This window comes from Microbulbifer pacificus (genome assembly GCF_002959965.1).
Classification (GTDB): Bacteria; Pseudomonadota; Gammaproteobacteria; order Pseudomonadales; family Cellvibrionaceae; genus Microbulbifer; species Microbulbifer pacificus_A.
Genome location: NZ_PREV01000027.1, coordinates 470,022 through 482,842 on the forward strand (window position 1 = coordinate 470,022; position 12,821 = coordinate 482,842).

The 12,821-nt window shown below is 58.9% G+C and carries 12 protein-coding genes; 9 read left to right on the forward strand and 3 right to left on the reverse strand.

All coding sequences use genetic code 11. The features are described 5' to 3' along the window. Window positions 1-3 precede the first annotated feature (3 nt). Both C3938_RS12755 and C3938_RS12760 read right to left on the reverse strand, forming a co-directional pair. Complete coding sequence (locus C3938_RS12755) at window positions 4-510, reverse strand: RDD family protein (protein ID WP_105103670.1); 507 nt, start codon at window positions 508-510, stop codon at window positions 4-6. A 61-nt stretch (window positions 511-571) separates the two neighbouring features. Continuing rightward, window positions 572-1,075: a hypothetical protein gene (locus tag C3938_RS12760; RefSeq protein WP_233998875.1), complete on the reverse strand. Its 504-nt coding sequence runs from the start codon at window positions 1,073-1,075 to the stop codon at window positions 572-574. Between the two features lie 494 nt (window positions 1,076-1,569). Between C3938_RS12760 and C3938_RS12765 the strand changes: the two genes are divergently transcribed. The 5 genes from C3938_RS12765 to C3938_RS12785 all read left to right on the forward strand — a co-directional run bounded on the left by C3938_RS12765 (window position 1,570) and on the right by C3938_RS12785 (window position 7,794). Continuing rightward, window positions 1,570-4,305 carry a family 20 glycosylhydrolase gene (locus C3938_RS12765; RefSeq protein ID WP_105103671.1) on the forward strand — a complete coding sequence of 912 codons (2,736 nt, stop codon included), beginning with the start codon at window positions 1,570-1,572 and terminating at the stop codon, window positions 4,303-4,305. A gap of 97 nt (window positions 4,306-4,402) precedes the next feature. Then, the gene (locus tag C3938_RS12770; protein WP_105103672.1) at window positions 4,403-6,031 is read left to right on the forward strand and encodes a GMC family oxidoreductase; all 1,629 of its coding nucleotides are present in this window, start codon (window positions 4,403-4,405) and stop codon (window positions 6,029-6,031) included. Next, complete coding sequence (rlmA, locus tag C3938_RS12775) at window positions 6,028-6,846, forward strand: 23S rRNA (guanine(745)-N(1))-methyltransferase (RefSeq protein WP_105103673.1); 819 nt, start codon at window positions 6,028-6,030, stop codon at window positions 6,844-6,846. The genes C3938_RS12770 and rlmA overlap by 4 nt, the downstream gene beginning before the upstream one ends. Before the next feature lie 59 nt (window positions 6,847-6,905). Beyond that, window positions 6,906-7,340, forward strand: coding sequence for a tRNA adenosine(34) deaminase TadA (gene tadA / locus C3938_RS12780; protein WP_105103674.1), 435 nt, complete (start codon window positions 6,906-6,908; stop codon window positions 7,338-7,340). A gap of 13 nt (window positions 7,341-7,353) precedes the next feature. Next, window positions 7,354-7,794 carry a potassium channel family protein gene (locus C3938_RS12785; protein WP_105103675.1) on the forward strand — a complete coding sequence of 147 codons (441 nt, stop codon included), beginning with the start codon at window positions 7,354-7,356 and terminating at the stop codon, window positions 7,792-7,794. A gap of 5 nt (window positions 7,795-7,799) precedes the next feature. On the opposite strand, the gene C3938_RS12790 is transcribed toward C3938_RS12785, so the two are convergent. Further along, entirely contained in the window at window positions 7,800-8,375 is a 576-nt protein-coding gene (locus tag C3938_RS12790; RefSeq protein WP_105103676.1) for an NADPH-dependent FMN reductase, read from the reverse strand. Window positions 8,376-8,562: 187 nt separating this feature from the next. On the opposite strand from C3938_RS12790, the gene C3938_RS12795 reads away from it, so the two are divergent. The 4 genes from C3938_RS12795 (at window position 8,563) to trxA (ending at window position 12,814) form a co-directional block, all read left to right on the forward strand. Beyond that, on the forward strand, window positions 8,563-9,474 hold the full coding sequence (locus C3938_RS12795; protein ID WP_105103677.1) for a LysR family transcriptional regulator: 912 nt from the start codon (window positions 8,563-8,565) through the stop codon (window positions 9,472-9,474). 63 nt (window positions 9,475-9,537) lie between these two features. Next, on the forward strand, window positions 9,538-10,908 hold the full coding sequence (locus C3938_RS12800) for a hypothetical protein (RefSeq protein ID WP_199775601.1): 1,371 nt from the start codon (window positions 9,538-9,540) through the stop codon (window positions 10,906-10,908). Between the two features lie 212 nt (window positions 10,909-11,120). Then, window positions 11,121-11,849 (forward strand): DUF4349 domain-containing protein, encoded by a 729-nt coding sequence (locus C3938_RS12805; RefSeq protein ID WP_158681682.1) that lies wholly within the window; start codon window positions 11,121-11,123, stop codon window positions 11,847-11,849. Between the two features lie 110 nt (window positions 11,850-11,959). Continuing rightward, window positions 11,960-12,814, forward strand: coding sequence for a thioredoxin (gene trxA, locus C3938_RS12810; RefSeq protein WP_105103679.1), 855 nt, complete (start codon window positions 11,960-11,962; stop codon window positions 12,812-12,814). Window positions 12,815-12,821: the final 7 nt, after the last annotated feature.

A 12,821-nucleotide genomic window follows, 5' to 3' on the forward strand; every position in this document is an offset into this window, starting at 1 on the left:
GCATTACAACTTCTTCTCTTTCTTTTTCTTCGGCAATTGCCGCACTTCTGAATCCGACGCCAGGTCGTGCCAGCTTGCGCGGTCCTCCCGCAGGTAACCCCAGAAAAAACCCAGCCCCAGGCAGGTCAGTGAGATCGCGCCGACCAGCGCGCGAACAACGCACTGGTACCAGCTGAGCTGCATACCGTTATTGTTCGCCAACATCAGGCGCCAGGCGCGCATGCCGATGGTTTGCCCGGCGGCGCGCCAGGACCAGAAGAAGTATCCCGCGGTAACCAGCAGCAGTCCCAACTGGTAAAGCGGGCCACCGACACAGGGTGTGTAGTCCATGTGCTCGGGTTGGCAATGCAGGCCGCCGAAAGTGGCGGTCAACAGCATGGCGAGGAAGCCATATACCATCCACAGGCCCGCGACGATAAGAAAATCATAAATCAGTGCCACCAGGCGGGGGAGAACACCGGCGTGGGGAAGGTGATTGAACTGGGTGGGGGATTTGACAGTTTCGGGCACGGGAATCTCCGCCGGTAGAAGTTGGTGGAGATTCTATCGTGCGCGACGCGGGAAGCCAGCGTCAGAATTCATACTCGAAAGAAATCGAGAATTTGTCGTCCGACAGGCGGAAGTCGTAATCCACTCCGCTGTTCAGGCTGCCGTGGCTGTTGGTGTAGCGCAGTAGCGGGTGTTGCCGGGCGCGTTTGTGCTGTTCCATGTAGGTCTTGAAACCCATCTTGAGGATTTCGTTGATCGCGCGGCCACCGGTGACGTTTTCGGACTGATCGGGGTAGGTGTGCACTTCCAGCCATTGATGGTTCAGGCGACGATGCACCATGCCCATGGAATTGTTGCGCAGGTTTTCCGCGGATTCATACAGCGCAGTGTTATCCAGGCCGAAGGCGCTGTCGATGAAGAAGGCGTTGTCGGCCTGGAGGTTGAGAGCGCTGGAGGAGTCGGGAATGAAAATGGTGTCTTCGGCGAGCAGGGTCGTGGATATGGGGAGCAACAAAATGCCGAACGCGGCTGGCAGGCTGCGGGCCAGGCGTTTGTTGGAACGAAACCGAGAACTGCGAGTTTCCATTTTTCCACCCCGGGGCGTTTTGTCTACTTCAGTTGGTTGCTGAACAACCACTGAATTTATTATGGCTCACCCTTACTGAGCCGTTTTGTCTCACAAATTCCACCATTTTGCCAACCCTGGCTGTGAATTTTCACGGGATGGCGGTCATTTTGCCGCATGCCCCGTGATTACTGGACATACAGAGTTTCGCCGAGTTTCCGGGGGCTGCGGGGAGGTTTCCGCCAATGTTTTTTAATACCAAAACGTCCGATGGAATCCGCGCCTTATAAAAACATTGTCTAGTGAACGAGACGTTGGATCATTAGGAATTGCCGTGGTTCAGTGGTCACGTGACTATTGGCGCGAAACCAGTCTGCTTGGCGCTTCCGTTTTGGGGAGTTCAGATCCTGTTGACAGCGTTGTCTTTTTCGCTATGGTGGACGGCTGACCGGTGCCCGTTCACCGCGTCCGCGCATAAGAAATCAATAGAGCACCACTCACAAAAGAGAAGACCCATGAATCGGCTTCCCCTCTTTGCCTGTCTGGCCCTGTCGGCCGTCATCGCCTCCTGTTCTGACCCCGAGTCCGCTGCGACGCCGAGCCATGCCGAAGTGACGGCTTCCGCACCGGAACGCATCGCCGCCAATTTCGCGGTGACTCAGGAGGTGCTGACCAATTTTCAGGGGATGGACGACGAGATGCGCGCGCTGTGCAAGCAGTCCGGGGGAAGCAGCGCCGCCTGTTCCACCTACCGCGTCAGTCTGATCAACAATGGTCCAGCCATTGCCGCCGATGAGCGGGACTGGGTTCTCTACTTTCACAGTGTGCGCCGCTCGCTGGCGCTGCTGAATAGCGACGCGTTTACCCTGGAGCGGGTTAATGGTGACCTGCATCGCCTGATCCCTACCGAGAAATTTGCCGGTATTGCCAGTGGCGAGACGCTGCCGCTGGATATGCTGGCGGAGAGCTGGATGCAGTTCGCCTCCGACTTCCAGCCGCGTTTGTTTGTGGTGGGCGCCGATGGCGAAGCGCGGGTGATTGAATCCACGGACACCGATGACCTCAGTGGCATCGTGTTGCCCATCAACAAGAACGACCCCAACAACTGGAAACGGGCGGCGGACGACGCCAATGTGCTGGCCTCTGCCTCCTCTCGTTTCGAGCGCTTTACCGCGGATGACGAAATAGCAAAGGTCAGTGAGCAGGACTGGCGCGGTCGCATCATTCCACAACCACTCTCCAGTGAAATCCTCGATGGCGCGCCAGTGGTTCTGGGCGCGGGAGTGGCAATAGAAGCAACGGGCCTGACGGCTGGCAGTGTCGGCGCGCTGGAGCAGCGCCTGTCGCAGCTGGGCCTCTCCGCAAAGGGCGATGACGCTTATCCGGTGCAGGTCGTTGTGGACAAATCGGCCTTTGCCGGCAAGCCCTCGGGGGCATACCGCCTGAGTGTGGGTGCCGATGGCGCCCGGATAACCGGCGCGGATACCGATGGTGCATTCTACGGCGTGCAATCCCTGATCGCATTGGTGGACCTGAACAGCAAAAGCCTGCCTCAGGCGCAGGTAACAGATGCGCCGCGCTTCCCCCATCGCGGCATGTTCCTGGACGTTGGCCGTAATTTCCATAGCAAGCAGGTGGTATTGAAACTGCTGGATCAGATGGCAGCCTACAAACTCAATCGCTTCCATTTCCATCTTTCTGACGATGAGGGTTGGCGTCTGGAAATTCCCGGGTTGCCGGAACTTACCGACGTTGGCAGCCAGCGCTGTTTCGATCTGGAGGAAAACAGGTGCCTGCTGCCGCAGCTGGGGTCTGGTCCCAAGGCGGACAACTTCGGCTCCGGCTTCTACAGCGTGGAGGACTACGTTGAAATCCTGCGCTATGCCGCAGACCGGCATATTGAGGTGGTACCGGAATTCGACATGCCGGCCCACGCCCGCTCCGCCGTAATCGCCATGGAGGCGCGTTACCGCAAGTTGAAAGATTCCGACCTCGCCGCCGCGGAGGCCTACCGACTGATCGATCCGGCGGATGACACCAAGTACCTGTCCGTTCAGTTCTACAACGACAGCTATATCAACCCCTGTGTGGACTCTACCTATCACTTTGTCGGCAAGCTGGTTCGCGAAGTGAAAGCCATGCACGACAGCGCGGGCGTACCGCTGCAAAGCTGGCATTTCGGAGGTGACGAGGCGATCAACATTCTCGCTTCCGGCGGCTTTGAAGTGGGGCCGGGCAAAGATCCGGAAAAAGGGGATACCAGTGCGGATATGCGCGACAAACCCTGGAGCCGTTCACCCCAGTGCCAGAAGCTCATCGCCAGTGGGGAAGTCAAGGCTCTCGACGAACTGGGGGAGCTCTATGCCAAGCGTGTGAGCAAACTGGTGGCGGATGCGGGTATTCCCACCATGGCTGCCTGGAACGATGGCGTGAAGAAGATCGGTAATGCCCGCGAGGAGCTGGCCACCGAGCACAACTACGTGAATTCCTGGGCGCCGCTTTTCTGGGGCGGTGGCGACGAGAGCGCGCACTTTGCCGAAACCGGTTTTGACCTGGTGCAGTCTCACTCCGACTATCTCTATTTCGACATGCCTCAGGAAGTGGATCCGGCGGAGCGCGGTTACTACTGGGCTTCCCGTTACACCGACGTGCGCAAGACTTTCAGTTACGCGCCGTTGAATACCGCGCAGCAGGCGGAAATCTATCCCAACCGCGATGGTCACGGTTGGGAAGCGACGTCGCCCGCACCGGAATTCGCCGATAGCGTACGCGGTATCCAGGGGCAGTTGTGGAGTGAGGTGGTGCGCACCGATGACGCGGTGGAGTATCAGGTGTTCCCGCGCCTGCTGGCGCTGGCCGAGCGCGCCTGGCACCAGGCGAGCTGGGAACTGCCATTGAAGGAGGGGCAGACGTTTTCCGCGGAAACTACCTTTGTGGACAAACAGGCACTGGCCCGTGACTGGGCCGGATTCTCCGCGGCACTCGGCAACAAGGAGCTGCTGAAGCTGGACCGCGCCGGTGTCGGCTACCGTATACCGGTGCCCGGTGCGGTGGTGGAAGGGGGCGCGCTGAAAACCGCGCTTCCCTATCCCGGCCTGGCGCTGGAATACTTCGATGGTGAACAGTGGCAGCCCCTGAAGGACGGCGTCGCACCGCAGGCCATCCATTCCCTGCGCGCGAAGAGTGCCGACGGCAAGCGCGCGGGCCGCGAAGTGACTTTGGAGGCATCGGCCAACCTGAGCGTTAATTAACGTTTCCCGCCTTGTCTAAACTGTTCTGATCATTGACCGGAGCCTGCTGCCGGGTTAATACCAATACAACGATCAGAACAGCAGATGGGAGGCGGGTATGGGAAAAAGCCGGGTCTACGACTATGTCATTGTAGGGGCGGGCTCTGCCGGTTGCGTGCTGGCCAACCGTCTCAGTGAAGATGAGCAAAATCGCGTCTGCCTGTTGGAGGCGGGCCCCTCCGACCACAACCTGCTGATCCAGATGCCGGCGGGTATTGGTTATCTGGTGCCGGGTAAGCGCTTTAACCGGCATTTCCATACCGAACCCCAGATCAACCTCGATAACCGGCGCCTGTTCTGGCCGCGCGGACGGGTATTGGGTGGCAGCAGCGCCATCAACGCCATGATCTATATCCGCGGTAATCCCGGGGATTACGACGCCTGGGAGCGCGCCGGTAATCCCGGCTGGGGTTGGTCTGGCATGCTGCCCTATTTTTTACTGGCGGAAGGCAACCAGCGCGGCAGTGATGCCTACCACAGCGGTTACGGCCCGCTAGCAGTTTCCGATCTCAAGTGGAAATCGCCCGCCGGGCACGCCTTTGTACAGGCCGCGCTCGAAGCGGGGTTGAGACCCAATCACGACTTCAATGGTCATCAGCAAAATGGCGTGGGTTTCTATCAGGTCACACAGAAATTTGGTCGCCGCTGCTCTGCGGCTACCGCTTATCTGTACCCGGTAAAGAACCGGCCCAACCTGAGTATCTGTACCAGTGCACAGGTGGCGGGTCTGGAATTCAAAGGCAGCCGTGTGAGTGCGGTGAACCTGTTGAATGGCCGACGCATCGTTGCCAACAAGGAAATCATTCTGTGCGCCGGTGCCATACAGTCGCCACAACTGCTGATGCTCTCCGGCATAGGCCCGGAAACCGAACTGAAAAAACTCGGCATCGTGCCTCAGTGCCACCTGCCGGGAGTCGGTCAGAATCTCCAGGATCACCTGGATATTTCTCTGGTGGTGGAAACGGATCGCCGGGTCGGGTTTAACGATGCCTTTTTCCCGAAGCTCGCCACTGCCATGCGTCTGCCGGAGTATTTGCTGTTGAACCGGGGCATGCTCACCAACAACGTGGCGGACGCCGGCGGTTTCGCCAGCTCCAGCTTGGCCGATGAACACCCGGATATCCAGTTTCATTTGACCGCGGCGCCGCTGTTCAGACACGGCCTGGAAAAAAAGCCCGGTAATGGTTACACCCTGCACGCCTGCGCACTGAGGCCCAAAAGCCGCGGGTATATTGCGCTCGCCTCCCGCGATCCCAAGGCGCCGCCGCTGATCCAGCCCAACTACCTGTCTGCCGCTGAAGATCTCACGGTGATGATCGAGGGATTTGAAATGGCCTGCGACATTATCGACCAGCCCGCACTCAAAACACTGCAAAAACGCTGGTGGTCTCCCGGGGAGACACTGTGTGAGAAAGACGCAATTGCGAATTTTATCCGTCAGAACGCGGAGACCATTTACCACCCTGTCGGCACGTGCAAAATGGGCGACGACGATGATGCGGTGGTGGATGCGGAGCTGCGGGTGCGTGGCGTGGATGGACTGAGAGTGGTGGATGCCTCCATAATGCCGACCCTCATCAGCGGCAACACCAATGCACCGGTGATTGCCATCGCGGAAAAAGCGGCGGAAATGATCCTCAATAAATCCGCCGTGCCGAAACCACAGGAAATCATCGAGAACGCATGATCTGGCAGTGTCCTCATTGCAATCACCCATTGAGTCTTGAAAAACAAAACTGGCGCTGCAGTAACGGCCACAGTTTTGACCGCGCAAAAGAGGGGTATGTCAACCTGTTGCCGGTGCAGCAGAAACGCAGTCGCGAACCCGGCGATTCTGCGGAAATGCTGAGTGCGCGGCGGCGCTTTCTCGAAGCGGGCTACTATCTCCCCCTCGCGGAGGCCATTTGCGCGCAGCTCCTGCCCATTGCCGGGAGTGGCGCCCCGGTGTTGCTGGATCTCGGTTGCGGTGAAGGCTATTACACTCGCATGCTGGCGGAGGGTGGCTGGCCCTTCGGGAATATTTTCGGTGTGGATATCGCCAAGGCGGGAATACGGCTGGCGGCAAAGAAGCAGCCCCAGGCGCATTTTGCGGTGGCCAGCAGTTTTCATCTGCCGGTAGCGGACGGCAGTGTCGATGCCCTGTTGCGCGTATTTGCCCCGGGGCCTGCGGAGGAGCTGGTGCGGGTACTCAAGCCCGGCGGCGTGCTGCTGGATGTATCACCGGGGCCCGATCATCTGTGGAGCCTGAAATCGCATCTGTACGATACTCCGCAGCAGCACAGCGCGCCCAAACCGGTTTCCGGGCTGACGGCGCTGCGAGAGTCCCGATGTACATTTACCCTGGCCATAGCGGGCAATGAGACTGTGCGGGACTTCCTCGCGATGACACCGTTTGCGTGGACGGGGAGAGCCGACGCGCGGCAATCGCTCGAACAGCAGGGCACCCTGCGGCTGGAAGCGGATTTTTTGCTGCGGTGCTTTGCGAAACCTGCCGCTGAATAACCTTTCAGAAACCGAACCTGGATGAAGGAAGCCTGAACTTGGCAACGCCGCGTGATTATATGTTTATGCAGCAGGCCCTGGCGCTTGCCGCCAGAGCTGCCGATCTCGGGGAAGTGCCCGTGGGGGCGCTGGTAGTGCTGGATGGGGAGGTGATTGGTGAGGGCTTTAATCAGCCGATCACCGCGTCAGATCCCAGCGCCCACGCGGAAGTGGTTGCGCTGCGCGCTGCGGCGAGTCGCCTGAGTAATTACCGCCTGCCGGGCGCTACCCTGTACGTCACCATCGAACCCTGCACCATGTGCTTTGGCACCCTGGTGCACGCCCGTATCGCGCGCCTGGTATACGGCGCCGCGGAACCGCGCGCCGGTGTGGTAGTGAGCCAGCTGCAGCTGGCGGAGCAGACATTCTTCAACCACAAAATTCAGGTAGAGGGCGGCGTTATGGGAGAAGAAGCCGGTGTGTTGGTAAAGGATTTTTTCCAGCGGCGACGCTGAAGCGATTCCTGTTATGCTGCTCACGCTATTTCTCAACAGTCTGCTGGTTGCCGTTGCGGTGGTAATACATCACGAGGTATTGAACGGACTGTTCATGCTTGGCCACAGACTGAAACTGCGGCGCAACCTCGGGGTGTTGATGGGGGTGTTCGGTGCTCTGATCGGACATGTCGCGGAAATCTGGATGTTTGCCTTCGGATACTACTTCATGTACCACTCGCCGCATTTCGGCACACTCACCGGGAATTTTGACGGTACCCTGCTCGATTGCGCCTACTTCTCCTTTACCACCTACACCTCATTGGGTTTTGGCGACGTCGAGCCCCACGGTGAACTGCGTTTCACTGCCGGGCTCGAAGCGCTGACGGGGCTGGTGCTGATCACCTGGACCGCGTCCTTCCTGTTTCTGAAGATGCAGCGCTACTGGAAACGCTACGAAGAACAGGAAGGTTGAAATCATCAGATTGCGATGGCAGCGAGTGTCTGCTCCACCAGGGTGCGCAGCTGGTTCCTTGCACCTTCGTCCACCAGATTCCCCTCGTCATCAAACACGTGCATGGACGCCGGCACTGCCAGCATGGTAGGCGCAATCCAGGTGCCCAGCGGCTGCAGGATATCCCGCAGGTGATTGAGCCCGCGCATCCCGCCGAGACCTCCCGGGGAGGTGGCAAACAGCGCGGCGCGGCGCCCCTGAAACACTTCCGCACGGCCGTACTGGCCATCGGGGCGGGAAACCCAGTCAATCAGATTCTTCAGCGCAGCAGTGACCGAGCCGTTGTACTCCGGGCTCGCAATCAACAGGCCGTCAACGCTGGCGAACAGATCCTTGAGGCGGCGGACAGGCTCGGGTACGCCGACGGCTTCGATGTCTTCGTCAAACAGGGGCAGGGGGTAGTCCCGCAGATTCACTTCCACGACCTCCGCGCCGGCATCCCGCGCCATTTGTGCGGCGGCAGCGGCCAGGTGGCGGTTCCAGGAGTTCTGGCGCAGGCTGCCGGCGAGGGCCAGCAGGCGGGGTTTTCGAGAGCTGTTCATGGCATTTTCTCCGGTGTATTTGGTGCGGCTCCGCCGGCGGGCGGAACGCTGGTCTCTGTGATGGGCGCATTCTGTATAAATCGGAAAGAGACAGAAATAGGGTTTCTGCAATGATTCTGTGCAAATTTGCACAGAACTGGATATGCGGGTAACTTGACGCCCACGCGTAACTGGCAAGGAGGTCCGCATGTCTGGCGGCTCGGTCAAGGATTGGAACAACCTGCACTATGCGCTGGCGGTGGCCCGCACGGGTACTCTGTCGGGTGCGGCGCTGGAGCTCGAGGTGTCTCACTCGACCGTGCTGCGGCGCATTGACGCGCTGGAACGGGCGCTAAAGACCCGGCTGTTTATCCGCCACCCTCGCGGCTATGTGCCCACGGAAGCCGGGCAGATGCTGATGCGTGCGGCGGAGAATATGCAGGACCAGCTGGACCTGCTGGTAGGCAAAATGCAGGGGGTGGACGAAGCATTGCACGGCACCCTGATCATCACCACGGTCAATACCCTGATACCGCAGCTGATGCCGATCATGCGCAGCTTCCAGGCCGAAAATCCCCAGGTGCGCCTGCAACTGGTGGCGGATCGACGCCACCTTCGGCTGGAGCACGGCGAGGCGCATATTGGCATCCGCCCCGGCGCCAAACCCACGGAACCGGACTATGTGGTGCAGCCGGGCATTTCTCTGCAGAACACCCTATATGCGTCCGATGCCTATATTCGCGAGTGCGGTCCGTTGCAAAGCCGCGATGCCCTGTCTGGCCATCGCTTTATTGCGCCCGTTGAGGTGTATGACTTCATCCCAAGCCTGGCGTGGATTGCAAGACAGGTTCCGGATGAACAGATAGTGTTCCGTTGCAATGAGTTTTTCGGGTTCGAGGACGCCGCCCGCAGCGGTGTCGGGATTGCCGCGTTGCACAGCTGGTGTGCCGAGACACGCCCCGGGCTGCAACGAATGCTCGAGCCGCCGCCGGAATGGCGCACGAATCTGTGGCTTGTCACTCATCGGGACATGCACCGCACGCGCAAGGTGCAGCTCTTTCTGGAGTGGCTAAAGCGGGAGCTGGCGCGCCTGCCCCCGGAGATCGGCGTGAAACCCTGAATCCGTTATGATCGTCGGCAACCGCCGTAAACTTTCTTGAAATCTTCAACGGGAAACGTCCAAGTGAAAAATATAATAATCTCCACGGCCATCGGCCTGTTATTGTCCGTACAGGCAGGCTGTGACAGCCGCAATACGGAAGATGCCCGGAAGCCCACAGCACCTGATGCATCATCGCCCTCGACCGAGCCTGCGGATGAACGCCCCGAGAACGATCCTGCACTGGACCAGCTGGCGGAAGACTATGTGCGGCTGGTGCTTACCCTCGGCAATCACGATAAAAGTTATGTGGATGCCTACTACGGTCCCGCAGCGTGGAAGGCCGAGGCGGAAGCGGACCAGGCGACGCCGGCCGAGCTCGCGAGCCGTGCGGAGTCATTATTGGCAAAGTTGCCGCGCACCGTTGAGCCCGCTGGCGACCTTCAAGCCTTGCGCCAGCACTACCTCAAGACACAATTGGGTGCCGTCGCGTACCACGCGCATCATATTGCCGACGCGAGTTATCGCAACTTCCAGCGCGAGGCCAAGGCGCTGTACGACACCGAACCTCCGGTGCAGCGGTATGCAGAGTTCGAGCCGGTGTTGGCAGAGCTGGAACAGGAACTGCCGGGCAGCGAGCCACTGCATCTGCGTGTGCAGACGTTCCAGCAGCAGTACCGCATTCCCGAGGACAAGCTGGATGCGGTCTTCAATGCCGCGATCGATGAATGCAAAAAACGCACAAAGGCGCATATCCAATTACCGGACAGCGAGAGTTTCCGCCTGGAAACGGTACAGGACAAACCCTGGAGCGGTTACAACTGGTATCAGGGCAGCGCCCACAGCCTGATTCAGATAAACACGGAACTCCCCATCTATATCGACCGCGCGGTGGATCTCGGCTGCCATGAAGGGTACCCCGGACACCACACCTACAACGCGCTGCTGGAACAGAAGCTGGTCAGAGATCATGGCTGGGTGGAATACAGCGTGTACCCACTGTTCAGTCCGCAATCCCTGATTGCCGAAGGCAGTGCGAATTACGGTATCGACCTCGCCTTCCCGGATGAGGAAAAGACGCGCTTTGAACGGGAGACTCTCTACCCGCTCGCCGGGCTCGACCCGGCCGGAGCGGAAAAATACCAGCGTGTACTGAATCTGCTGGCAAAACTGAAATTCGCGGAAAATATCGTTGCGCGTGAATACATCGACCGTGAAATAGACCGCGACGAGGCTATTGCCCGTTTTCAGAAATACACAGGAATGAGCCCGGAGAAGGCCGCGCAACGGGTGAGGTTCGTGGACACCTACGGCGCCTACGTGATCAATTACAACTGGGGCAAGCAGCTGGTGCAGGACTACGTGGAGCAGGGGGCGGATTCTCCGCAGGAGCGTTGGCAGAAATTTTCCAGGCTGCTGTCATCGCCGCGGTTGCCCTCGTCGCTGAACTGGTAATGTCGAGGTGATGGAAAACGGATAGCCCGCGGGCCATATCGTCGCTGTCAATGATGATGTGGCCCGCTGAGCTTCTCCGTTATTCCGGTGGGATGCGTCGAAGTTTTCATTGGAAACCAATGCTAAAAATGAACACTCTGAAACTACTCTTTCTTTTTTTGCTGATTCTGCTGGCATCCTGCTCTAGCAGGGATTCTGAAGATTCCGCTGTAATGGCGGATATAGTTGCACCCGCATCGCTGAAAGCGGCCGATATGGCGCAGCGGCAGCGTGAACAGTACCTCGCCTATACACATCGTTTGTCGATCGCTTTGCCCTCCGCACAGCTGGAGAAGAGCTATAACCGGATTCTGGACTGGTGCGGTGCGGCAGAGCGTTATCGTTGCACCATGTTGCAGAGCCAGCTGGAGACCGATAATTACGTCAGCGGACGTATAGAATTACGCATCGTGCCGGAAGGTGTTCCCGAGCTGCTTGAATTGGTATCCGGGGCGGGAGAGGTTACCAGTAAAGCAACATCTGTCGAGGATTTGGGCGATGCCATCGTCGACAACCAGAAACGACTCGAGTTATTGAAAAACTACCGGGATCGTCTGGAGGTGCTGAGTGGCAAGCCCAACAACGACGTGGATGCGCTGATCAAACTGGCCGGGGAAATGGCCAAGGTCCAGTCGGATCTGGAATTGGCGAGTGGACAACGGCAGAGGTTGTTACAGCGTGTCGAAATGGACCTGGTCACCATTTACTTTAACGCGTACACCCAGCGCTCATTTTTATTTCCCATCAAGGCGGCAATAAAAGATTTCGGGAGCAAGTTCTCCCGCGGGATTGCCGATGCGGTAACCGCCGTGGCCTACTTGTTGCCCTGGTTACTCCTGCTGTTGATCGCCCTGTTCATCGTGCGAGCGCTGTGGCGACTGGCCCGGCGCGCTGGTAAATAATTGTCCGATTGCGAAGTCGGTGAGCGCAAGGCCCAAGGCCTGGCGCCCGACAAATCGGCGCGGTAGCGTGTACCATTCAGCGGTACATATCTGTTCAATGAGGATTGGTTTTGAACGAATACATTATTGATGTCACAGCCCAGAACGCCCAGCAGGTACTGATCGAAGAGTCCATGAAGCGTCCGGTGGTGGTGGACGTGTGGGCGGACTGGTGCGAGCCCTGCAAGCAGCTGATGCCGGTGCTGGAAAAACTGGCGAACGAGTATGCAGGCCAGTTCCTGCTGGCAAAGCTGAACGCGGATACCGAACAGATGCTGGCGGGCCAGCTTGGGGTGCGCAGCCTGCCGACGGTGATGGTACTGAAAGACGGTCAGCCGGTAGACGGCTTCGCCGGTGCCCAACCGGAAAAGCAGATCCGTGAAATGCTCGACAAGTATCTGCCAAAGCCTTGGGATTTGGCGCTGCAAAGGGCGCAAACCCTGGTGGGCGAGGGGGCGCTGGATGAAGCGCTGCCGATTTTGCGCCAGGCTTACACCGATTCCGGAGAGCGCGCGGATATCGCGAAGCAGTATGCGGCGGTGTTGCTGGAGAAAAACCGCACCAAGGATGCGGAAGCCGTTCTCGGCAAGATCCTGCTGGCGGACCAGGACAGCGATTACCAGCAATTGGTGGCGCAGCTGGAGTTGAAACAGCAGGCGGCGGAATCTCCCGAGATCAAAGCGCTGCAGGAGGTCCTCGCCGCAAACCCCGATGATTTCGATGCAGCGCACAAACTGGCCGTACAGTACAGCCAGAACGAACGCCACGAAGAAGCGCTGGAGCTGCTGCTGAACATTCTGCGTCGGGACATGGGCTATGCCGACGGCGCGGCGAAACAGGCCTATCTGGACATCGTGAAAGCGCTGGGCAAGGGCGATCCGGTGGCGACCGCGTACCAGCGCAAGCTGATGACTCTGCTGTTCTGATGCACTT

Bases quoted from the DNA above. Each gene is read 5' to 3' on its own strand.
- C3938_RS12785 (WP_105103675.1), top strand. From the start codon at position 7,354: ATGCTGCTCACGCTATTTCTCAACAGTCTGCTGGTTGCCGTTGCGGTG.
- C3938_RS12765 (WP_105103671.1), top strand. From the start codon at position 1,570: ATGAATCGGCTTCCCCTCTTTGCCTGTCTGGCCCTGTCGGCCGTCATC.
- C3938_RS12770 (WP_105103672.1), top strand. From the start codon at position 4,403: ATGGGAAAAAGCCGGGTCTACGACTATGTCATTGTAGGGGCGGGCTCT.
- rlmA (WP_105103673.1), top strand. From the start codon at position 6,028: ATGATCTGGCAGTGTCCTCATTGCAATCACCCATTGAGTCTTGAAAAA.
- C3938_RS12795 (WP_105103677.1), top strand. From the start codon at position 8,563: ATGTCTGGCGGCTCGGTCAAGGATTGGAACAACCTGCACTATGCGCTG.
- C3938_RS12790 (WP_105103676.1), bottom strand. From the start codon at position 8,375: ATGAACAGCTCTCGAAAACCCCGCCTGCTGGCCCTCGCCGGCAGCCTG.
- C3938_RS12760 (WP_233998875.1), bottom strand. From the start codon at position 1,075: ATGGAAACTCGCAGTTCTCGGTTTCGTTCCAACAAACGCCTGGCCCGC.
- C3938_RS12805 (WP_158681682.1), top strand. From the start codon at position 11,121: ATGGCGGATATAGTTGCACCCGCATCGCTGAAAGCGGCCGATATGGCG.
- tadA (WP_105103674.1), top strand. From the start codon at position 6,906: ATGTTTATGCAGCAGGCCCTGGCGCTTGCCGCCAGAGCTGCCGATCTC.